Below are 23186 nucleotides of genomic sequence, written 5' to 3'. Positions count from 1 at the left end.
ATCAAGAATGCGACACAGTATAAATAATAGAAAAAGTCAGAATTTTGATATGAATCGGGATTGCACGAATCAGTATTAATCCTTCAGGAGAAGGGAACGCAGCCCGGCGGCTTTGTTTTCGATCTCCTGCCACTCCTGTTCCGGATCGGAGCCGCTGACGATGCCCGCCCCCGCATAAAGACGCAGCGCGGCGTCGTGAACGCGGGCGGAGCGTAATGCCACGCAGAATTCACTTTGATCGACCGACAAATAGCCCGCCGATCCCGCGTACCACTCCCGGTCAAACGGCTCCACTTTCTCAATAAATTCTCGCGCCGCCTGACGCGGCAGCCCGGCCACCGCCGCCGTCGGTTGCAGAATATGCAAACACTGCTCGTCGTCAGCGTGTTTGAGTTCGGTCCAGATACAGCGACGTAAATGCTGCACCTTGCGCAGACGCAGCACCTGCGCAGGCAGGATTTCCAGCGTCCGGGTCTGGTGCTGAAGACGCTGACAGATATCTTCCACCACCAGCATATTTTCCCGCTGATTTTTGTCGTCGTTCATCAGCCAGTCCCCCAGACGCTGGGCCTGCTTATCGTCAGAATGGCTGGCAACGGTGCCTGCCAGCGCTTCGGTGCGCAGCAGCGTGCCGCGTCGCCGCCACAGGCGCTCGGGGGTCGAGCCAAGAAACGCGTTGTCGGCATCGAAGACCATGCAAAAATGATAGCAGTTGAGGTTCAGCGCGCGGCTGGCGGCCATCAGTGCAATGGCGTCTACGGGCTGCCGGCACTGCACATCGGTGGCGCGTGCGAGCACCACTTTCTCGACGCCGCCGCGAGCAATGGTATCCGTTGCCTGACGGATCAGCGCCAGCCATTCCGGTTTTTCTGGATGATGGGTTTCCTGCTCAATCTGAACGGACAACGGGCGGATCGGCGCGGCGTCGCGCAGGTTATCGACAAAACTCAATGCCACACGGGCATCTTCGCGCAGCGAGGTTTCGCTCCACAGTTGCAGGCGCAGCGTGGCGACCCCGGCAGACCGTCGCCAGAGAAGACGCGGTAAAAACAGCGTGCCCTGCGCCGGGTTGAAGGCGTTCAGGCCGCAGATACGGGTGTCATTTGCCACGGCATGGGTGTGCAGGAACCGGGAAGCCGAGGCCAGAGAATCAAAATGGGCGAGGCTTCCGAGCGCGGCAAGTTCTTCATCACCGCTGCGCTGTTGCCAGTAAAACTGGGGATAGCACCGCTGTACGCCCAGCCAGGCCAGGGGATCGAAGGCATCGTTTAACGGGAAAGAGACGTCGAAATGACGGAAACCGGGTGTATCAGGCAACGCTTGCGCAAGCTGGGTGCGCAGGCTTTGCAGCGCGAGGAAAATCGAGTGCACGCGAACCTCTCCCTGTTAAAACCTTATATTATACGGGGTACTGACAATAAATAGCAGTACCCACGTGTAGGGAGGGGTTTAGCGGCTTAACGGCGGGCTAACAGCAGACCCAGCACCAGCCCTACGGCCGCACCGACGCCAATACCCTGCCATGGTTTTTCATGCACATAATCGTCGGCACGATACACCGCCTGTTTGGCGCGGTAGTAGTAGTTGTCGGACGCGTTACTGACGCGGTTTTTGACGTCATGCAGCGCCTGCTCAGCGCGGGCTTTGAGCTCAATGTACTTCTGATCGGCAGGATCGCCTGACGAGCGCAGCACTTCTTCCAGCGTTTCGCTTAGCAGCGTCAGGTCGTCGTCTGCTCGGGTTTCCCAGGATTGAAATGACATATTTTTCTCCATGTTAGTACACCAGTCCGATAACTATAGACAACGTCTCGCTATTGCGCCTGTTTCGCTTCGCGCGCCATGCCGACATGGGGGATGCCATCTTCGTCATAAACCCCGGTGACTGCGCTAAAGCCAAAATGGGCATAGAAAGATTGCAAATGTGCCTGTGCGCCCAGGTATAACGCCTTGTCCGGCCACTGTTTTTGGCATGCTTCCAGCGTTTTATCCATCAGCTGATAGCCCAGCTTTTCACCACGCGCGCTGCCGCTGACGATGACGCGGCCAATGACGACAGGGTCAAAATCGTCGTCGCTTTTCAGAATCCTCGCATACGCCACCAGCTCGTTATTCCGCCAGCCGAGGATGTGCCGGTTCTCGCCGATTAAGTCATCGCCGTCGATATCCTGATACGGGCAGGTTTGTTCAACCACGAAGACTTCACAGCGCAGCTTGAGCAGGGCGTAGAGTGACTGCACGGTCAGTTCGCTATGGTGTAGATCTTGCCACTGGATCATGTGTTTCTCCTTCCTGGGGTTCATCACGTTATACTAAACCTCTTCCCATTGGGCAAAGGGCTGATTGCGTTATGGAACTGATTTTTCTGGGTACGTCCGCCGGCGTGCCAACCCGCTCACGAAACGTGACGGCAATTCTGCTGGATCTTAAGCATCCTACCCGGGGTGGGCTGTGGCTGTTTGACTGCGGTGAGGGCACGCAGCACCAGCTGCTGCACACCTCATATCACCCAGGGAAAGTGGATAAAATATTTATTACGCATCTGCACGGCGATCATCTTTTCGGCCTGCCGGGCCTGCTGTGCAGCCGTTCAATGGCGGGTAACGCCAACCCGCTGACGATTTATGGCCCTGCGGGCATTCAGGAATTTGTTGAAACCACGCTGCGCCTGAGCGGCTCGTGGACAGACTATCCGCTGGAGGTGATTGAGATAGCCGAAGGCCAGGTGTTCGACGACGGTGATTATCGGGTGCACGCTTACCCGCTTAACCATCCGGTGGAATGCTACGGCTATCGCATTGAGGAGCACGATAAGCCCGGTGCGCTGAACGCCGCCGCGTTGCGGGCCGATGGCGTCAGGCCCGGCCCGCTGTTCCAGCGCCTTAAGCTTGGTGAAACCGTCACGCTGGACGACGGGCGCGTCATTAACGGTCAGGATTACCTCGCGCCGCCGCAGCCGGGCAAAAAACTGGCTATTTTTGGTGATACCGCCCCCTGCCCTTCGGCGCTTCGGCTTGCCGGGGGCGTGGACGTGATGGTGCACGAGGCGACGCTGGAAGCGGCGATGGAAGAGAAAGCCAACAGCCGGGGGCACAGCTCAACGCGTCAGGCGGCGCGGCTGGCGCGTGAGGCTGGCGTTGGGAAACTGATTGTCACGCACGTCAGTTCACGCTATGACGTCCGCGGCTGTGAAAGCCTGCTGGCAGAGTGTCGGGAGGTGTTTCCCGCCTGCGAGCTGGCGGAAGATTTCGCTCAGGTCAGCGTTTAGTCCTTTATTTTTCCCTCAGGATGCCGATAACGATTAAAAGGCCAGCATTTCTCTTGAGGGTAGAATGGATAATTTCCAGAAAGATATTGATGACAGGGCGAATCTCACCCTGTCCAACCGTTTTGAACTGTTGCTGTTCCGTCTTGGCACCTCTTTGAACGAAAATAAATCCGAGCTGTTCGGCATCAACGTGTTCAAATTGCGCGAAATTGTGCCGATGCCGACCTTCACCAAACCGGCGGGCATGAAGTCGCCGCTGATGGGGATGGTAAACATTCGCGACCAGGTGATCCCGGTGATCGATCTGGCCGCCGTCGCTGGCTGCAAGCCAACCACCGGGCTGAACATTCTGCTGATCACCGAATATGCCCGCAGCGTGCAGGCCTTCGCCGTGGAATCGGTGGAGAACATCATGCGTCTTGACTGGAAGCAGGTGCACGCCGCTGAAACCGCCGTCAGCGGTCGCTATATCACCAGCATTGCCTGCCTGGATGACAAGACCGACACCAACGATCTGGCGATGGTGCTGGACGTGGAACAGATCCTGTATGACATCACCCCGGCGAATCACGATCTGCACGCCACCCATCTGGAAACCACCAAATTCAACATCAAGCCAGGCTCCGTCGCGATTGTTGCAGAAGACTCAAAGGTGGCGCGCTCAATGCTGGAGAAGGGTTTGCAGGCGATGGAGATCCCGGCTCAGCTGCATATTACCGGCAAAGACGCATGGGAGAAAATCACCCAGCTGGCCGCGCAGGCGCAGGCTGAGGGCGTCCCCGTCACCGACAAGATCGCTCTGGTATTAACCGACCTCGAAATGCCGGAGATGGATGGCTTTACGCTGACGCGCAAAATCAAAACCGACCCGGTACTGAAAGATATTCCGGTGGTGATCCACTCGTCCCTTTCCGGCAACGCCAACGAAGATCATATTCGCAAAGTGAAGGCGGACGGCTATGTGGCGAAGTTTGAGCTGAACGAGCTGTCGTCGGTGATTGAGGAAGTGCTGGAGCGGTCGATGAAGAAAATTGACGGGCCGTTAATTAGCCGGAAGCAGCTGGCTTAGTCGGGTGGCGCTACGCTTACCCGACCTACAAAACCCGCAGGCCCTGCAAGCGTAGCGCCGCTGGACAATAAAAAACCCGCCGAGGCGGGTTTTTTGTTTTTACATCAGCGGCATCGCGCGCTGAACAATCTCAATCAGCGGCTGCGGATAGATACCGAAGATCAGCACCAGCAGCGCGGAGATGAGCACCACAATCCCGCCGGCGCTGTACTGCCAGTTGGATGGCGCATCGCGGTTAAGCTGCTGAGGCGCGCTCAGGTACAGGCTCACCGCTACGCGCAGGTAGTAATAGAGACCAATCGCGGAGCCGATAACGACACCGGCAGTCAGCCACCACAGACCCGCCTGCACACCGACGGCCAGCACGTAGAACTTACCGATAAAGCCCAGCGTCATCGGGATACCCGCCAGCGAGAGCATCATCACGGTCATTACCGCCGACAGAATCGGACGGTGCCAGAACAGGCCACGGTAGGAGAACAGGGAATCTGCATCCGGTCCACGGTACGGGCTGGACATCAGGCTCACCACGCCGAAGGCGCCGAGGCTGCTGAACAGGTAACCGGCCAGATATACACCCACGGTTTCCATCGACATCTCACCGCTTTGCAGCGCAATCAGCGCCACCAGCAGGTAGCCCAGATGGGAGATAGAGGAGTAGCCCAGCAGACGCTTGATGTTGGTCTGGCTCAGCGCCATCAGGTTACCGAAGATGATGGACACGAACGCGATAATGCCCAGCACCACGCGAACCGCTTCGCTGTCACCCACCGGCGCGTACAGGAACAGACGCATAACCACGCCGAAGATAGCGATTTTACTCGCCGTCGCCAGGAAGGTAGAGACCGGTGCAGGCGCACCCTGGTATACGTCTGGCGTCCACAGGTGGAACGGCACCAGAGAAAGCTTGAAGCCAAGGCCAACAATCATCATGCCCAGACCCGCCAGCAGCAGCGGCTCGTGCATCATGCCGTCGCCCAGGCTCTTGCCGAGCGCCATGAACGAGAGGTTACCCGTCTGCGCGTACAGCAGCGCGATACCGAACAGCAGGAACGACGACGCGGCAGCAGACAGAATGGTGTACTTGATTGCCGCTTCCAGCGAGCGTTTCTGGCGGAAGGCGTAACCAATCAGGCCGAACAGCGGCAGTGAGATCAGCTCAATACCGAGGAACAGCGCGGCCATGTGGTTCGCGTTCGCCAGCAGAATGCCGCCCAGCGCGGCAATCAGTACCAGCAAATAAAACTCTTCTTTGTTGTCGTTGTAACCTTCGAGCCACGGGTAGGCAAAGGTACAGGTTGCCAGGCTCGCCAGCAGCACCAGACCGGTGTAGAGCATGGCGTAGCCGTCAACGCGCATCAGCGGCGTGACGTCCATCGCGCCCGCCTGGCCAACAAACCAGAGGGAGACTAACGCAGCGTTCAGACCCAGAACGGACAGGGTCGCATTCAGGAAGTGATTGCGTCGCCACGCAATGGAGAGCATCACAACCACCACCGTCAATCCGACGATCAGCAGCGGTAGCAGCGCGATCAGTTGTTGTGGAGTTATTGTCATGGCGAATTACGGCCTTGTAGTAGAAGCAGAATTAACAAACCACTGCTGGATGTTACCCATCGCGGAGTGCGAGGTATCCAGAATCGGCTGCGGATAGAAGCCCAGCAGCACCAGCAGTACGACCAGCAGCAGGATGATGAACAGCTCACGCAGCGACATCCCCGGCAGTTCTTGTGCAGCAATTTCGCTCTTCGCTTTACCGAAGTATGCGCGGTGCAGCATCGCCAGCGAGTACACGGACGCGAACACCAGACCGAAGGTAGAGATGACGGTAATCATCGGAACCACCTGGAAGCTGCCGAACAGGATCATAAACTCGCCGACGAAGTTACCGGTACCCGGCATACCCAGCGTTGCCACCGCGAAGAACATGGAGAGCGCAGGCAGCCATTTCATTTTGCCCCACAGGCCGCCCATCATGCGCATGTCGCGGGTGTGCAGACGCTCGTAGAGCTGACCGCACAGGATGAAGAGACCGGCTGCGGACAGGCCGTGCGCAATCATCTGGATCACCGCGCCCTGGTACGCCAGCTGGCTGCCGGTGTAGATGGCAATCAGCACGAAGCCCATGTGGGAAACGGAGGTGTACGCAATCAGACGTTTGATGTCGTACTGCGTGAAGGCCATCCACGCGCCGTAGAAGATACCGATCACGCCCAGCCACATGGCAATCGGCGCGAACTCTGCGGAGGCGTTCGGGAACAGCGGCAGGGAGAAGCGCAGCAGACCGTAGGCCGCGGTTTTCAGCAAGATACCCGCCAGGTCAACGGAACCCGCCGTTGGCGCCTGTGAGTGCGCGTCCGGCAGCCAGCCGTGCAGCGGTACTACCGGCATTTTCACCGCGAAGGCAATGAAGAAGCCCAGCATCAGCAGGTATTCCACGCCGTGGGACATCGGGGTCTTCAGCAGATCTTCATAGTTGAAGGTCCAGACGCCGGTGGCGTTGTAATGCACAAACACCAGCGCCAGGATGGCAATCAGCATCACCAGACCGCTCGCCTGGGTATAGATGAAGAACTTGGTGGCCGCCGTGATACGCGTTTTACCGTCGGAGGCCTTGTGGCCCCACAGCGCGATCAGGAAGTACATCGGCACCAGCATCATCTCCCAGAAGAAGAAGAACAGGAACATGTCGATGGCCAGGAACACGCCGATTACGCCACCCAGGATCCACATCAGGTTCAGGTGGAAGAAGCCCTGGTATTTTTCGATTTCTCGCCAGGAACACAGTACCGCCAGAACGCCGAGCAGACCGGTCAGTACCACCATCAGCAGCGACAAACCGTCAATCGCAAGGTGGATCGTGATACCGAAACGGGGGATCCACGGCAGAATGAACTCAGACTGCCACTGCGGAAGGCCCGCAGACTGAGTCAGTGAGTAGCCACCCTGCAACCACAGTTGCAGGCCAAGCGCGAGCGTCAATCCCATGGTGATCAGCGCGATCCAGCGCGGCATCTTCACGCCAAAGCGTTCAGTCTGCCAGCACAGGAAGCCGCCGATGAAGGGAATTAATATTAGCCAGGGTAGTAACATGGCGATTTATATTCCTTTTTAAGGCCCCCAACAGGGGCCTGATTTTCAACGAATTCGAATAAAATTCACTTAACGATCAACGCAACACCATCAGCAGCGCCAGTACAACAACCGCACCGATGCTCATGGACGCCACATACCAGCGCAGATAACCGTTCTCGCTGAACAGCAGGCCTTTACCTGCAAAGCGAGAGAGGATCGCCGGGATATTCATCAGGCTGTTCAGGGGATCGCGCTTCAGCAGCCACGCAATGCCCAGGAACGGCTTCACGAAGATCATGTCGTACAGCCAGTCGAAGCCCCACGCGTTGTACCACCAGGTGCCCAGCAGACGGCCCGGCGCGCTGTTGGCAACGGCCGTCACCAGCGTGCGTTTGCCCAGCCACAGCCATGCGGCAATCAGAATGCCCGCAATTGCGACCACGCCGGAGGTGATTTCAAGCGTCAGAACGCGACCGTGCTCAAGCTCGGTTGTCGCCGGCAGTACGCCCTGCAACGGTGGCACAATCATCGCGCCAACGAAGGTGGAGAGGACCAGCAGCACAATCAGCGGCAGGTGATGGGTGATCCCCTTCCCTGCGTGAGCGTGAATTTGTTCTTTACCGTGGAATACGATGAAAATCATACGGAAGGTGTACAGGGAGGTCATGAACGCACCGACCAGACCTGCAACCATCAGATTGATATGACCATTCGCCATGGCGCCCGCAAGGATTTCGTCCTTACTGAAGAAGCCCGCGGTAATCAGCGGCAGTGCCGCCAGTGCCGCGCCGCCCACCAGGAAGCAGACATAGACCAGCGGGATGGACTTACGCAGTCCGCCCATTTTGAAGATGTTCTGCTCGTGGTGGCAGGCCAGGATCACCGAACCGGATGAGAGGAACAGCAGCGCTTTGAAGAACGCGTGCGTCATCAGGTGGAAAATGGCTGCGTCCCACGCCTGAACGCCCAGCGCCAGGAACATGTAACCAATCTGGCTCATGGTGGAGTACGCGAGAACGCGCTTGATGTCGGTCTGAACCAGCGCGGCAAAGCCTGCCAGCACCAACGTAACCGCACCGACGATACCCACCAGATGCAGAATTTCCGGGGTCATCAGGAACAGGCCATGGGTACGCGCAATCAGGTAGACACCGGCGGTAACCATGGTCGCGGCGTGGATCAGCGCGGAGACAGGGGTTGGACCCGCCATCGCGTCGGCCAGCCATGTCTGCAACGGCAGCTGCGCGGATTTACCCACGGCGCCACCCAGCAGCATCAGCGTTGCCCACCACAGCATGTTGTTGCCTGCTTCGAAGTGCGCCGGCGCCAGTTCCACCATTTCGCGGAAGTTCAGCGTGCCCAGTTCGTTGTAGAGAATGAACAGCGCGAAAGCGAGGAACACGTCACCCACACGGGTCACGACGAACGCTTTCATGGCCGCTGCGCCATTCTTCGGATCGGTATAGTAGAAACCGATCAGCAGGTAAGAGCACAGGCCCACGCCTTCCCAGCCCAGATACATCAGCAGCAGGTTATCGGCCAGCACCAGAACGACCATGCTGGCGATAAACAGGTTGGTGTAGGCGAAGAAGCGGGAGTATCCCTCTTCACCGCGCATATACCAGGAGGCGAACATGTGGATCAGGAAGCCCACGCCGGTGACCACGGAGAGCATGGTCAGAGACAGACCATCCAGCACCAGGTTAAAACCGATGTTGAAGTTACCGACCGACATCCAGTTCCACAGCGGTACGCTGTAGGCCTGACGCCCGTTGTTAAAGAAGTCGATACCCGCATACGCTGTGACCAGCGCCGACAGGCCGATAGCGCCAATGCCCACGGTCGCGGACAGATTCTCAGACCAGCGGCCGCGAGAAAATGCCAGCAGCACGAAGCCAATCAGCGGAAAAATAATGGTTAAGGCAAGCATGTTCATCCACGCAACTCACTTACTGAATCGATGTTCAGGTTCTGGCGGCGACGATGGAGCTGTAGCAACAGCGCCAGGCCAATACTCGCTTCAGCAGCCGCGAGGCTGATGGCGAGAATGTACATCACCTGACCATCGGTCTGGCCCCAGTAGCTGCCGGCGACCACGAAGGCCAGCGCGGAAGCGTTGATCATGATTTCCAGACCGATCAGCATAAACAGCAGATTGCGGCGGATAACCAGACCGGTTAAGCCCAGAACGAATAAAATCGCAGCGAGGATCAGTCCATGTGTTAAGGGGATCATGCGCGTTCCTCCGTTTTTCTTTTCGCGCGGTCGTCAGTGCGGTTGCTCAGCACCTCGCCAGCACGCTCTTCGCGGCCAACGTGGAAGGCCACAACCAGACCCGCCAGCAGCAGCATTGAGGCCAGCTCAACCGCCAGAACGTACGGACCAAACAGGGTGATACCCACGGCTTTCGCGCTGATTGGCGTCCCGTCGATCCCCTGGTCGTTGACGCCCAGAATGGCGTAAACAATGACCGCCAGCATAATGGCCGACAGAATTGCCGGGCCGATCCACACCTGCGGTTTCAACCACTGACGTTCCTGCTCAATTTCAGAGCCGCCCAGGTTCAGCATCATCACCACGAACACGAACAGCACCATGATGGCCCCGGCGTAGACGATGATTTCCAGCGCACCGGCGAAGTGCGCGCCCAGCGCAAAGAACACCCCGGAAATAGCCAGCAGCGAAATGATTAAGTACAGCAGCGCATGCACCGGATTGGTGTGCGTGATCACTCGCAGCGTAGCCAGGATGGCGATAAGGCCACAGATATAAAAAGCGAATTCCATTGCCCTCTCCTTACGGTAACAGGCTCTTGACGTCGATAGGCTTAGCTTCGTTCTCTGCTTCGCCTTTATCTTTGCCGTCGATTGCCATACCCGCCATCCGGTAGAAGTTATATTCCGGGTATTTGCCCGGACCGGAAATCAGCAGATCCTCTTTCTCGTACACCAGATCCTGACGCTTGTACTCACCCAGCTCGAAGTCCGGAGTCAGCTGAATCGCCGTGGTTGGGCACGCTTCTTCACACAGACCGCAGAAAATGCAGCGTGAGAAGTTGATGCGGAAGAATTCCGGATACCAGCGGCCATCTACCGTCTCCGCTTTTTGCAGAGAGATACAGCCCACCGGACACGCTACCGCACACAGGTTACAGGCAACGCAGCGCTCGGCACCGTCCGGGTCGCGCGTCAGCACGATACGGCCACGGTAGCGCGGCGGCAGATATACCGGCTCTTCCGGGTACATCCGGGTTTCGCGTTTAGCAAACGCGTGCAGGCCGATCATCCAGATACTGCGTACCTGGGTGCCGAAACCTACCAATAATTCTTTTAAGGTCATGATCTCAAAGCCCCTTATGGCTGCTGCCAAAGAATGACAGCCGCCGTTACCAACAAGTTGACGAGCGTCAGCGGCAGGCACACTTTCCAGCCGAAGGACATTACCTGGTCATAACGCGGACGCGGTAAGGACGCACGAATCAAAATGAACATCATCATGAAGAACGCGGTTTTCAGCGCGAACCAGATGAACGGCGGTAAGAACGGGCCATGCCAGCCACCAAAGAACAGCGTTACCATCAACGCGGAAATGGTGACGATACCGATGTACTCGCCCACAAAGAACAGACCGAACTTCATGCCGGAATATTCAATGTGGTAACCGTCGGCCAGTTCCTGTTCGGCTTCTGGCTGGTCAAACGGGTGACGGTGACACACCGCCACGCCCGCGATAGCAAAGGTCACAAAACCAAAGAACTGCGGGATAACGTTCCAGATGTCGGCCTGGTTGTTGACGATGTCGGTCATGTTGAATGAACCGGCCTGCGCCACCACGCCCATCAGGGAGAGCCCCAGGAACACTTCGTAGCTCAGCGTCTGCGCGGAAGCACGCATCGCGCCCAGCAGCGAGTATTTGTTGTTACTGGACCAGCCTGCAAACAGCACCGCGTAAACCGCGAGGCCTGCCATCATCAGGAAGAACAGAATGCCGATGTTCAGGTCAGCGACAACCCAGGTCGGGCTGACGGGAACAATAGCAAACGCCAGCAGCAGCGAGGTGAAGGCGATCATCGGTGCCAGCGTAAAGATCACGCGGTCCGAGAAGCGCGGAACCCAGTCCTCTTTGAAGAACATCTTGATCATGTCCGCCACCAGCTGGAGTGAACCACCCCAGCCCACGCGGTTCGGTCCGTAACGGTTCTGGAACAGACCGAGAAGACGACGTTCACCAAAGCTCATGAACGCGCCACAGGTGACGACCACCAGCAGAATCACAACCGCTTTCAGAATGCTCAGCAGGATATCGATAAGATCCGGCGTTAACCAACTCATGCTTTTGCCTCCTGAAGGTTATCAAGATGCGCACCCGCCAGAACCGGCGCGATGCCAGGCATCCCCATCGGCAGACCCACCTGCCCTGCTGACAGACGTTCAGAAATAATCAGCGGCAGGCTGATGGTCTGGCCGTCGTAGCTAAAGGCAATGTTCGCACCCGCGTTCACGCCAAGCTTCGCGGCATCCGCCGGGTTGAGCTTGATGTACGGCTGCGGCATACGCTGCTGGAATACCGGAGAACGCTGGGACATTTCGTCGCTACCGAACAGGTGGTAGTACGGCGCAATACGCCACTGACCTTCCTGAGCCTGGAAGCTCGCCGGAACGGTAGTGAAGAAGTCCAGACCGGTTTCGGAGGCTTCAATCAGACGTACGCCCGGATCGCCGTGGCGCAGGTGACCGCCCACTTCAGCCTGGAACTTGTTCCATGCCTGCGGGGAGTTCCAGCCCGGTGCCCATGCAAACGGGATTTGCGAACGCGGCGCAGACGGCTGGTTGTTCCCTTCCATCGAGAAGGCAAACATGGTGTCTTTATCCTGCGGCTGGCGCGGTTCGTGCACGCTGATGTTGGCGCGCATCGCGGTACGACCGCTGTAGCGGTGCGGTTCACGCGCCAGTTTCTGACCGCGAATGCGGAAGCTTGCGTCAGGCGCGGCGTCTTTAATACCCGCCAGCTGAGGCAGTTTCTCAACAACCGCGTCGATAACGTGGTCGAGCTGCGTCCAGTCCACTTCACGGCTCTGCACGGTGCTGTGCAGGGAGTGCAGCCAGCGCCAGCTTTCCAGCATCACGGTGTTGCTGTCGTAGTACGCCGGGTCATAAACCTGGAAGAAACGCTGTGCGCGGCCTTCGTTATTAATAACCGTACCGTCACTTTCTGCAAAGCTTGCCGCAGAGAGTACCAGGTGCGCTTTGTCCATGATCGCGGTGCGCTGATGGTCAATGACCATCACCAGCGGCGCTTTGGAGAGCGCTGCGTCAACGCGTGCGGCAGACGCGTGGCGATGCAGGTCATTTTCCAGCACCACAACGGCGTCAGCGGCACCGGATTCCAGTTCGCTTAACGCTTCTTCCAGCGAGCCGCCGCCAATCATGCCCAGACCGATGCTGTTTACCGCACGGGCAATCATGGTCACACCGACGTCTGCGCCGCGGCCTTTCAGGGCTTTGGCAACGTTCGCGGCGGCCTGAATGATTTCAGCGCTTCCGGCGTTGGTACCGGAGATGATCAGCGGTTTTTTCGCACCTGCGAGGGCCTGAACAATCACGTCGACTTTGTTTTGCAGGTCGCGATCCAGTTCAACGGCCGGAGAGTTGCTGTCCAGCGCGTGGGCAATGGCAAAGCCCAGGCGCGCCTGGTCTTCAACCGGCGCGCAGTAGGTCCACGCGGCAATATCGTCCAGACGGGTGTTGTCGACGTTAGTCACAAACAGAGGATGTTTCGCGCGCTGGCCGATATTCAGGATCGCCGCAATCTGCCAGTCAGCCACTTTCTGCGCCGCTGCCATTTCACGTGCTTTACCCTTCACCGCCTGACGAACCGCCAGAGCCGCGCGGGCGCCGGTCTGCGTCAGGTCTTCACCCAGCACCAGAACCGCATCATAGGATTCGATTTCGCGCAGCGCAGGCGTATGAACGCCGCCTTCACGCAGCACCTTCAGCACCAGCTGGAGACGTTCCTGCTCGCCCTGGGCGATACCGGTATAGAAGTTTTCCGCACCCACCAGCTCGCGCAGCGCAAAGTTGCTTTCGATGCTGGCGCGCGGGGAGCCGATGCCGATCACTTTCTTCGACTGGCGCAGAATATCTGCCGCACCCTGCATCGCCTGCTCGGCGTTGAGGGTGATGACGTCGTCGCCACGGCGCTGAACCGGCTGACGCGGACGGTCTTTCAGGTTCACGTAGCCATAGCCGAAACGACCGCGGTCGCAGAGGAAGTAGTGGTTAACGGTACCGTTGTAACGGTTTTCGATACGACGCAGTTCGCCGTAACGCTCGCCCGGGCTGGTGTTACAGCCGAGGGAACACTGCTGGCAGATGCTTGGCGCAAACTGCATGTCCCATTTACGGTTGTAGCGCTCGGAGTGGGTTTTATCCGTGAATACGCCGGTCGGACAGATTTCTACCAGGTTACCGGAGAATTCGCTCTCGAGCGTACCGTCTTCCGGACGACCGAAGTAGACGTTGTCGTGCGCGCCATACACGCCCAGATCCTGACCGTCTGCGTAGTCTTTGTAGTAACGCACGCAGCGGTAGCAGGCGATGCAGCGGTTCATTTCGTGCGAGATGAACGGCCCCAGATCCTGGTTACGGTGGGTACGCTTGGTAAAGCGATAGCGACGGAAGCTGTGACCGGTCATGACGGTCATATCCTGAAGGTGGCAGTTACCGCCCTCTTCACAAACCGGACAGTCGTGCGGGTGGTTGGTCATCAGCCACTCCACCACGCTTTCACGGAACTGTTTGGCTTCTTCGTCATCAATCGAAATAAAGGTGCCTTCGGCGGCTGGCGTCATACAGGACATCACCAGGCGACCACGCGTGTCTTCCGCGTTTTGATATTGCTTCACCGCACACTGGCGGCAAGCACCGACGCTGCCCAGCGCCGGATGCCAGCAAAAGTACGGAATATCGAGGCCAAGAGACAGACAAGCTTCCAGCAGGTTGTCCGCCCCGTTGACTTCGTATTCTTTGCCGTCTACATGAATCGTAGCCATTAGCATGCTTCCAGTTGGCTCAGTCGAAACCGAGCGTTAATCAAAATTCTTGTCGTTACCAGCGCGCTTTCAGCAGGTTCGGCTGAATACCATTGATCGAATGGGTATTGCTGAACGGCTGCTTGATGCCTGCTTCGAATTCGTCGCGGAAATATTTAATCGCGCTTTGCAGTGGCTCGACGGCACCCGGTGCGTGGGCGCAGAAGGTTTTACCTGGCCCCAGGAATCGACACAGTTGCTCAAGTGTCTCGATATCACCCGGCTGACCTTCGCCACGCTCGATAGCACGCAGGATCTTCACGCTCCACGGCAGACCGTCACGGCACGGTGTACACCAGCCGCAGGACTCACGGGCGAAGAACTCTTCCAGGTTACGCACCAGCGATACCATGCCGATCTCGTGGTCGACGGCCATCGCCAGCGCCGTCCCCAGACGGCTGCCCGCTTTACCGATGCTTTCGAACTCCATTGGCAGATCAAGGTGGGCTTCGGTCAGGAAGTCCGTCCCCGCCCCGCCCGGCTGCCAGGCTTTGAATTTCAGGCCATCGCGCATGCCGCCTGCGTAGTCTTCAAGAATTTCGCGTGCGGTGGTGCCAAACGGCAGTTCCCAGACGCCAGGGTTCTTCACGCGCCCGGAGAAGCCCATCAACTTGGTACCCGCATCTTTGCTTGAGGAGATGCCCTGATACCACTCCACGCCGTTCGCGAGGATAGCCGGGACGTTACACAGGGTTTCGACGTTGTTGACGCAGGTCGGTTTACCCCAGACGCCGGAGCTTGCCGGGAACGGTGGCTTGGAACGCGGGTTCGCACGGCGACCTTCCAGGGAGTTAATCAGCGCGGTTTCTTCACCGCAGATATAACGCCCGGCACCGGTGTGCACGAACAGCTCGAAGTCAAACCCGGTGCCCAGGATATTTTTACCCAGAAGGCCGGCTTCGGTGGCTTCGGCAATGGCGCGACGCAGGTTTTCAGCCGCTTCGATATACTCACCGCGCAGGAAGATGTAGCCACGGTACGCTTTCAGCGCAAACGCGGAAATCAACATGCCTTCCACCAGCAGGTGCGGCAGCTGCTCCATCAGCAGACGGTCTTTATAGGTGCCCGGCTCCATTTCATCGGCATTACACAGCAGGTAACGGATGTTCATGGATTCGTCTTTCGGCATCAGGCTCCACTTCAGACCGGTGGAGAAGCCCGCACCGCCGCGCCCTTTCAGGCCAGACTCTTTTACCGCGTTAACGATATCGTCCGGCGCCATGCCGCCAAGGGCCTTACGCGCGCCGGCGTAGCCGTTTTTGCTCTGATATTCTTCGAGCCATACCGGCTGTTTGTCATCACGCAGACGCCAGGTCAGCGGATGCGTCTCAGCAGTACGAATTACAGTTTTCATTTGTACTGCTCCAGCAGGTCAGGAATCGCTTCCGGCGTCAGATGGCTGTGAGTGTCCTCATCAATCATCATGGTCGGCCCCTTGTCGCAGTTACCCAGGCAGCAGGTTGGCAGCAGAGTAAAGCGTCCATCGAACGTGGTCTGGCCCGGCTTGATATTGAGCTTTTTCTCAATCGCAGCCTGAATGCCCTGATAGCCGGTAATGTGGCAGACGACGCTGTCACAGTAGCGGATCACATGGCGGCCTACCGGCTGACGGAAGATCTGGCTGTAGAACGTGGCTACGCCCTCTACGTCACTTGCCGGAATGCCCAGCACTTTTGCGATCTCGTAGATCGCCCCATCCGGCACCCAACCACGCTGTTTCTGTACGATTTTCAGCGCTTCAATGGACGCCGCACGCGGGTCTTCGTAGTGGTGCATCTCGTGCTCAATGGCGGCACGCTCTGCTTCACTCAGCTCAAAAGCCTCGGTTTGTGGTTGTTGATTCTCGTGCATAATTAGCGGTCCACATCTGACATAACAAAATCGATACTACCCAGATACACAATCAGGTCGGAGACCAGACTGCCGCGAATGGCGGCCGGGATCTGCTGCAAGTGCGCGAAGCTTGGCGTACGCACGCGGGTACGGTAGCTCATGGTGCTGCCGTCACTGGTGAGGTAGTAGCTGTTGATACCCTTGGTCGCTTCAATCATCTGGAAGGATTCTTGTGCCGGCATGACCGGGCCCCAGGAAACTTGCAGGAAGTGGGTGATCAGGGTTTCGATATGTTGCAGCGTGCGCTCTTTCGGTGGCGGCGTCGTCAGCGGGTGATCCGCCTTGAACGGGCCTTCCGGCATGTTGTTGAGGCACTGCTCAAGAATGCGCAGGCTCTGGCGCAGCTCTTCCACTTTCAGCATCACGCGGGTGTAGCAGTCGGAAACGCCGCCGCCCACCGGGACTTCAAAGTCGAAGTTCTCGTAGCCAGAGTAAGGACGGGCTTTACGCACGTCGAAGTCAATACCGGTCGCGCGCAGGCCTGCACCCGTGGTCCCCCACTCCAGCGCTTCTTTCGCGCCGTAGGCCGCAACGCCCTGGGAACGGCCCTTCAGGATGGAGTTACGCAGCGCGGCTTTCTCGTAAGACGCCAGACGTTTCGGCATCCAGTCGAGGAATTCACGCAGCAGGCGGTCCCAGCCGCGCGGCAGATCGTGCGCCACACCGCCGATACGGAACCAGGCCGGGTGCATACGGAAGCCGGTAATCGCTTCCACCAGATCGTAGATTTTCTGACGATCGGTAAAGGCGAAGAAGACCGGGGTCATCGCGCCAACGTCCTGAATGAACGTGGAGATGTACAGCAGGTGGCTGTTAATACGGAACAGTTCAGACAGCATCACGCGAATCACGTTAACGCGATCCGGGACGGTGATACCTGCCAGTTTCTCAACGGCCAGCACGTAAGGCATTTCGTTCACGCAGCCGCCGAGGTATTCGATACGGTCGGTATACGGAATGTAGCTGTGCCAGGACTGACGCTCGCCCATCTTCTCAGCACCACGGTGGTGGTAGCCGATGTCAGGGACGCAGTCGACAATCTCTTCGCCGTCAAGCTGAAGAATAATACGGAATGCACCGTGCGCAGACGGGTGGTTCGGACCGAGGTTGAGGAACATGAAGTCCTCGTTTTCGGTACCGCGCTTCATGCCCCAGTCTTCCGGCTTGAAGGTCAGCGCTTCCATCTCCAGATCCTGCTTGGCTTTGGTCAGCTCAAACGGGTCGAATTCGGTGGCACGTGCCGGGTAGTCTTTACGCAGCGGGTGGCCGGTCCAGGTCTGCGGCATCATGATGCGCGTCAGGTGCGGATGGCCGTCGAAGGTCATGCCGAACATTTCCCAGGTTTCACGCTCGTACCAGTTAGCGTTAGGGAAAAGTTTGGTGATCGTCGGCAGATGCATGTCGTTTTCAGACAATGCCACCTTGAGCATGATATCCGTGTTGCGGTCTATTGATATCAGGTGGTAGAAAACGGAAAAATCCGCAGCAGGGAGGCCCTGGCGGTGCGTTCTCAGACGTTCGTCCATGCCGTGTAAGTCAAACAGCATGACGTAAGGTTTTGGCAATTTCTTGAGGAAATCGACAACTTCCAGTAATTGCTCACGCTTCACCCAAACAACGGGTACCCCGGTGCGGGTGGCCTGAACAGTAAAGGCATCCGGCCCAAAACGGTTGCGCAGTTCGCCAATGACGGGGTCATCGAGATGATCCCGGGTCTGCCAGGCAGCTTCTTGCGCGGTTAAGTCGGTCATATTGTTCACCATTGCAAATGGTCCGTGGTGACTGTTAAGCCTGGCTTCGCGCTATTTGAGTAGTGATATGCGAAGGTGTTCTCCAGGCCCACAGGCGCAAATTAAATTTCGTCAGGCGTACGCAGGTTGGTGACGGCAATACGTTCACCACGTTTACGCTCGCGCTCGGACTGCATGTTCGCGCGATAGACACCCTGATCGCCAACAACCCATGAGAGTGGGCGGCGTTCTTTACCGATTGACTCCTGGAGCAGCATCAGCGCCTGCATGTAGGCCTCTGGACGCGGCGGGCAGCCCGGGATGTAAACGTCCACCGGAATGAACTTATCAACGCCCTGCACAACGGAATAAATGTCGTACATACCGCCGGAGTTTGCACATGCACCCATGGAGATAACCCATTTTGGCTCCAGCATCTGGTCATAAAGACGCTGAATAACCGGTGCCATCTTGGTAAAGCAGGTCCCGGCCACCACCATCAGGTCAGCCTGACGTGGAGAAGCACGCAGTACCTCGGCCCCAAAACGCGCAACGTCATGCACCGCAGTGAATGACGTCACCATTTCAACGTAGCAGCAAGAAAGGCCAAAGTTGTAGGGCCAGATGGAGTTCTTACGACCCCAGTTGACCATATCGTGCATGGCATGCTCGAGCTTGCCCATGTACACGCTTTTGTTGACTTCTTGCTCCAGGGGGTCAGTTACGATCTCCTGTTTTTGCAGGGGGTAACGGTCATTCTCACCGTTAGGATCTATGCGGGTGAGCGTATAATCCATCTTATTGCCTCGCTGTTACTGCTGACGATTAGAGATACTGTTTTCCGGGTTGATGTGTTCACGGCGTGAACGCACAGGTGTCCAGTCCAGCGCGCCAATACGCACCAGATAAACCAGACCGGCCAGTAACACTAAAATGAAAATTGCGGCCTCGACAAAGCCCACCCAACCACTTTCGCGAATGGAGGTCGACCACGCGAAGAGGTAAAGCGCTTCCACGTCAAAAATGACGAAGAACATGGCTACCAGATAGAACTTGGCAGACAGGCGTAAGCGAGCGGTACCTACGGAATCAATACCTGATTCGAAAGGTGTGTTTTTGTGCCTTGCGCGGGCGCGACCGCCCAGGAACCAGCCGCCGACTAACATCAGGCAGCACAGCCCAATGGCTACAATAAGAAAGATTGCGAATGCCCAGTGATGAGCGATGACTTCTGTGGATGTTGACATACTCATTGCTTACTCATCAAAAGTGATACCGACGACACTGCTCTTGCTGGCAGATGGGCATCACATCGATTCATGGGGAGGAACAAAATAACCTTACACTAACTGTCAGAAATGAGACATAGACAGCAAAATGATGGGGTTTTTTACTCCTATCTATAACCTTTTGTCAACTTTAACAAAGGTTTCTTCACATTAAATTACATCGAGCGATTCTCATTAACATTTGGTGCCCTTTAACCCTGGTGGCCAGGTGACTTTACGTCAAATGCATCTTGTTGAATCGTGTCCGTTTTGGAAGTAAAAAAAATAACCCTCCTATTTTGACAGGATTTGCCAACGATTCCTCCCCCTAAATAGGAGTATTTTCTTGATCTGAGACACGCTTTTGTTAATTCAAGCAAAAAAACAGCAACATATTTCCTGTTTTTTTAACATCGGCAGGGTATGAGGGAAGATAGAACAACCATTGTTCACATATTAATCAAATGCATTTGTCTTATTGATAATTAAGCGCTATTTCACTTATCCACACACCTCCAGCGGTTATGAATAGCAAAAAAAACCACTCGCATGAAAAAATCATGCGAGTGGCTCTTTTTTACACTTACATTTTGTTACGAGAATTTTGAGGAAACGATCACTCAAAATCCCCTTCCACGATCAGCGAGTCATCCCCTCCTTCAGGAGTAGCATGCGCGTACTGCCATGGATTGTGGTAGTTTTGCATTGCTTCGAATACCACCTTTGCCAGCTCGTTGTTGCTGCCGGCGTTATGGCACAGCATGTACTCCGTATCCGGCAGCGAGGGAAGCCCCTCTGATTTGCCCAGCACGCGCAGGTCGGGGCTCATCATCTCAACCGGACGGGCCGTTACGCCAAGCCCGGCCTTCACCGCCGCTCGCACTGCGGGCAACGTGGACGCCACGTACGCCAGACGCCAGGGGATACTGGCCTCGTTAAGCGCAGCCAGCACCATATCGCGGAACGGACTGGGATCGTCCAGCAGAACCAGGGGTATTGGCTCACCTTGTTGCAATACGTACTCCGCGGCACAGTACCAGTGCGTAGGAGAAGTACGTAGCGTCAGGCAGTCAAACTGGCCGGGTCGATGCGTGGTGACCACCAGGTCAACCTCGTTCTCTTTCAGCATCTCAACCATGAAGGCATTGCGTTTAACGCTAACGTCCAGGGCAAGCTTCGGATAAACCGAGCTAATTCGATTGAGAAGGAAAGGTAAAATGGTATCTGCTGATTCATCTGACGCCCCTAATGTTAACACTCCCTGAAGGTTGCTAAACATTAATGACATACAGGCTTCATCATTAAAGCGCAGTATCTTTCTGGCATAACCCAGAAGCTGAATACCATGTTCTGTTAAAAGCTTATTACGTCCATGGCGCGCAAAAAGCTCTTTACCAACCAGTTGTTCCAGTCGCTGCATTTGCTGACTTACGGCGGACTGGGTACGGCATACTGCGGCAGCAGCTGCTGCAAAAGTGTTGAGATCGGCGACCGCAACAAACGTTCTCAGCAGATCGAGGTCGAGATTCATTATCGGACGATTTGCATTTATCATATCTTTTCACTTTCAGGTTGCTCGTGCGGAGCTGCCCGGGTTGAAGCTGTGTGTAACGGTTAAGCAATTCCTTCTGAAGTGTTTCCCTCGCATCCCGGCCCGGCAGACTGCCTGACAGATAGTTATTGTACTGTGGTATATCAACAGTCAGAAATCACGTTTCATGACGTTATTTTTATTCTCTTGCGTTCAGGTTATTTCGTTGTGTGCAGGTAGATGTAAATTCCATAAAGAGTAAAACATGTTTTCTGCCATCTATATCGCAGCGTTGCCAACGTCGCAAGATGTGACTTACCCAATCGGCCAGAGATAACTTTAACAATAACAATCGATTAATACAGGAAAGCAGAATCCGATATACGTAACAGGCCTATCGCTCTGCTGCATTCCCGAAACACATCTTAACCCAAATCCACTATATTTATAAGTCTTATTGCACTAATACGGATTTAACGCCAATGATAAGCAACTACACTCTTTTTATTAAAATTAACGAAAGTTGCATTTTCGTCGTTAATAATAAATAAAGTTTAATTTAGATTCAGGCCAATCATTAATAACCCTTAACATTAATTTCACATGAGTAACTTTTAACCTGGCTTTGCTAATATGGCAATCTGTATCTGAGCATTCAGGTTTTACGAATGGTCACTCAGAGGGACTACTGCCTCAGCCCGGATCGTCTTTTTATTTACTTCAGAATAATATTAATACTTATATGCTATTTTCAGCATAAAAAACCCAAAAATAAGCGTAATCACGGTGATTTCAGGCACAAAATCACTCCGTCATTAGATTAAGCGATCACAGCGGCGCTGCCCGACTGGACAAAATCTTCTTCTGTGCGCCCTTCAAAACGAGGCGCGGTGGGAGTACATTGTTCCGTGCTGCTTCCACGGCAGGAAGTTGCAATAATAGCGAAAAGGTTAAAGGTTCATGTCCCCTATCGAAAAATCCAGCAAGCTCGACAACGTCTGTTACGACATCCGTGGCCCGGTACTCAAAGAGGCAAAACGCCTTGAAGAGGAAGGCAATAAGGTTCTGAAACTCAACATCGGCAACCCCGCGCCATTTGGTTTTGAAGCGCCGGATGAGATCCTGGTGGATGTGATCCGTAACCTGCCAACGGCACAAGGTTATTGTGATTCAAAAGGCCTTTACTCCGCTCGCAAAGCCATTATGCAGCACTACCAGGCTCGTGGAATGCGCGACGTCACCGTTGAAGATATTTACATTGGTAACGGCGTCTCGGAATTGATCGTTCAGGCGATGCAGGCGCTGCTGAACAGCGGTGACGAAATGCTGGTTCCCGCGCCGGACTATCCGCTGTGGACGGCTGCGGTCTCTCTGTCCAGCGGTAAAGCGGTGCACTACCTGTGCGATGAGTCGTCGGACTGGTTTCCGGATCTGGACGACATTCGCGCGAAAATTACGCCTCGCACGCGTGGGATTGTGATCATCAACCCGAACAACCCGACGGGCGCGGTCTATTCAAAAGAGCTGCTGATGGAGATCGTCGAGATCGCCCGCCAGCACAACCTGATCATCTTTGCCGACGAGATTTACGACAAGATCCTGTACGACGCGGCGCAGCACCACTCTATCGCCGCGCTGGCGCCCGACCTGCTGACCGTCACCTTTAACGGACTGTCTAAAACCTACCGCGTGGCCGGTTTCCGTCAGGGCTGGATGGTGCTGAACGGTCCGAAAAAACATGCGAAAGGCTATATTGAAGGGCTGGAGATGCTGGCATCCATGCGTCTGTGCGCCAACGTACCGGCACAGCATGCGATCCAGACGGCGCTCGGGGGCTATCAAAGCATCAGCGAGTTCATCGTCCCGGGCGGCCGTCTGTATGAACAGCGCAACCGCGCATGGGAACTGATTAATGATATTCCGGGGGTTTCCTGCGTGAAGCCTAACGGCGCGCTGTATATGTTCCCGAAAATCGACGCGAAGCGCTTTAATATTCACGACGACCAGAAAATGGTGCTCGACTTCCTGTTGCAGGAAAAAGTGCTGCTGGTTCAGGGTACGGCGTTTAACTGGCCGTGGCCGGATCACGTGCGTATCGTGACCCTGCCGCGTGAAGACGATCTTGAGATGGCCATCAGCCGCTTTGGGCGCTTCCTCTCCGGGTATCATCAGTAACTGGCCTTTCTGCCGGGTGGCGCTGCGCCTGCCCGGCCTGCACCATCCGCAAATTTGCATCTTCCCTCCCCTCCCCGCACAATGAAGT

Annotated in this window: 20 protein-coding genes; 3 read left to right on the top strand and 17 right to left on the bottom strand. The window is 56.1% G+C overall.

Translation table 11 applies throughout. From position 1 onward, the window contains the following. Positions 1-75: 75 nt before the first annotated feature. From menF to INF58_RS10760, 3 genes are all read right to left on the bottom strand, one after another. Positions 76-1371: an isochorismate synthase MenF gene (gene menF / locus INF58_RS10770; protein WP_193527658.1), complete on the bottom strand. Its 1296-nt coding sequence runs from the start codon at positions 1369-1371 to the stop codon at positions 76-78. Positions 1372-1457: 86 nt separating this feature from the next. Beyond that, positions 1458-1763, bottom strand: coding sequence for a stress response protein ElaB (elaB, locus tag INF58_RS10765; RefSeq protein WP_063450380.1), 306 nt, complete (start codon positions 1761-1763; stop codon positions 1458-1460). A 50-nt stretch (positions 1764-1813) separates the two neighbouring features. Next, complete coding sequence (locus tag INF58_RS10760; protein WP_063450381.1) at positions 1814-2278, bottom strand: GNAT family N-acetyltransferase; 465 nt, start codon at positions 2276-2278, stop codon at positions 1814-1816. Positions 2279-2349: 71 nt separating this feature from the next. Here INF58_RS10760 and rbn point away from each other — a divergent pair, with 71 nt between their 5' ends. Both rbn and INF58_RS10750 read left to right on the top strand, forming a co-directional pair. Beyond that, a complete protein-coding gene (gene rbn / locus INF58_RS10755) occupies positions 2350-3267 on the top strand; it encodes a ribonuclease BN (protein WP_193527657.1) in 918 nt (305 codons plus the stop codon). Between the two features lie 64 nt (positions 3268-3331). Continuing rightward, entirely contained in the window at positions 3332-4336 is a 1005-nt protein-coding gene (locus INF58_RS10750; protein WP_193033387.1) for a chemotaxis protein, read from the top strand. A gap of 99 nt (positions 4337-4435) precedes the next feature. On the opposite strand, the gene nuoN is transcribed toward INF58_RS10750, so the two are convergent. The 14 genes from nuoN to lrhA all read right to left on the bottom strand — a co-directional run bounded on the left by nuoN (position 4436) and on the right by lrhA (position 20947). Next, a complete protein-coding gene (gene nuoN, locus INF58_RS10745; protein WP_063450384.1) occupies positions 4436-5893 on the bottom strand; it encodes an NADH-quinone oxidoreductase subunit NuoN in 1458 nt (485 codons plus the stop codon). Positions 5894-5899: 6 nt separating this feature from the next. Continuing rightward, complete coding sequence (gene nuoM, locus INF58_RS10740; RefSeq protein WP_063868201.1) at positions 5900-7429, bottom strand: NADH-quinone oxidoreductase subunit M; 1530 nt, start codon at positions 7427-7429, stop codon at positions 5900-5902. Positions 7430-7505: 76 nt separating this feature from the next. Further along, entirely contained in the window at positions 7506-9347 is a 1842-nt protein-coding gene (nuoL, locus tag INF58_RS10735) for an NADH-quinone oxidoreductase subunit L (RefSeq protein WP_063868199.1), read from the bottom strand. Next, a complete protein-coding gene (nuoK, locus tag INF58_RS10730) occupies positions 9344-9646 on the bottom strand; it encodes an NADH-quinone oxidoreductase subunit NuoK (RefSeq protein WP_003861496.1) in 303 nt (100 codons plus the stop codon). The genes nuoL and nuoK overlap by 4 nt, the downstream gene beginning before the upstream one ends. Continuing rightward, positions 9643-10197, bottom strand: a complete 555-nt coding sequence (gene nuoJ / locus INF58_RS10725) for an NADH-quinone oxidoreductase subunit J (protein WP_006811379.1) — start codon at positions 10195-10197, stop codon at positions 9643-9645. The genes nuoK and nuoJ overlap by 4 nt, the downstream gene beginning before the upstream one ends. Before the next feature lie 10 nt (positions 10198-10207). Beyond that, positions 10208-10750 (bottom strand): NADH-quinone oxidoreductase subunit NuoI, encoded by a 543-nt coding sequence (gene nuoI, locus INF58_RS10720; RefSeq protein ID WP_002913152.1) that lies wholly within the window; start codon positions 10748-10750, stop codon positions 10208-10210. 14 nt (positions 10751-10764) lie between these two features. After that, positions 10765-11742 (bottom strand): NADH-quinone oxidoreductase subunit NuoH, encoded by a 978-nt coding sequence (gene nuoH / locus INF58_RS10715; protein WP_022648828.1) that lies wholly within the window; start codon positions 11740-11742, stop codon positions 10765-10767. Then, positions 11739-14462 (bottom strand): NADH-quinone oxidoreductase subunit NuoG, encoded by a 2724-nt coding sequence (gene nuoG / locus INF58_RS10710; protein ID WP_063450388.1) that lies wholly within the window; start codon positions 14460-14462, stop codon positions 11739-11741. The genes nuoH and nuoG overlap by 4 nt, the downstream gene beginning before the upstream one ends. Before the next feature lie 55 nt (positions 14463-14517). After that, the gene (gene nuoF / locus INF58_RS10705; RefSeq protein ID WP_193527656.1) at positions 14518-15855 is read right to left on the bottom strand and encodes an NADH-quinone oxidoreductase subunit NuoF; all 1338 of its coding nucleotides are present in this window, start codon (positions 15853-15855) and stop codon (positions 14518-14520) included. Further along, entirely contained in the window at positions 15852-16352 is a 501-nt protein-coding gene (nuoE, locus tag INF58_RS10700) for an NADH-quinone oxidoreductase subunit NuoE (RefSeq protein WP_006176513.1), read from the bottom strand. The genes nuoF and nuoE overlap by 4 nt, the downstream gene beginning before the upstream one ends. Before the next feature lie 2 nt (positions 16353-16354). After that, the gene (gene nuoC / locus INF58_RS10695; RefSeq protein ID WP_003861484.1) at positions 16355-18157 is read right to left on the bottom strand and encodes an NADH-quinone oxidoreductase subunit C/D; all 1803 of its coding nucleotides are present in this window, start codon (positions 18155-18157) and stop codon (positions 16355-16357) included. 89 nt (positions 18158-18246) lie between these two features. Continuing rightward, a complete protein-coding gene (gene nuoB, locus INF58_RS10690; protein WP_003861482.1) occupies positions 18247-18921 on the bottom strand; it encodes an NADH-quinone oxidoreductase subunit NuoB in 675 nt (224 codons plus the stop codon). Between the two features lie 15 nt (positions 18922-18936). Further along, the gene (nuoA, locus tag INF58_RS10685) at positions 18937-19377 is read right to left on the bottom strand and encodes an NADH-quinone oxidoreductase subunit NuoA (protein WP_003861475.1); all 441 of its coding nucleotides are present in this window, start codon (positions 19375-19377) and stop codon (positions 18937-18939) included. A 631-nt stretch (positions 19378-20008) separates the two neighbouring features. Beyond that, on the bottom strand, positions 20009-20947 hold the full coding sequence (lrhA, locus tag INF58_RS10680) for a transcriptional regulator LrhA (protein WP_102750747.1): 939 nt from the start codon (positions 20945-20947) through the stop codon (positions 20009-20011). A 936-nt stretch (positions 20948-21883) separates the two neighbouring features. Between lrhA and alaA the strand changes: the two genes are divergently transcribed. Next, the gene (gene alaA, locus INF58_RS10675; protein ID WP_003861471.1) at positions 21884-23098 is read left to right on the top strand and encodes an alanine transaminase AlaA; all 1215 of its coding nucleotides are present in this window, start codon (positions 21884-21886) and stop codon (positions 23096-23098) included. Positions 23099-23186: the final 88 nt, after the last annotated feature.

Origin of the sequence: Enterobacter cloacae complex sp. P24RS, assembly GCF_014982165.1 — a bacterium.
Classification (GTDB): domain Bacteria; phylum Pseudomonadota; class Gammaproteobacteria; order Enterobacterales; family Enterobacteriaceae; genus Enterobacter; species Enterobacter quasihormaechei.
The sequence above is the reverse complement of the archived record's forward strand: the minus strand, read 5'-3'. Positions and strand labels throughout refer to the sequence as shown.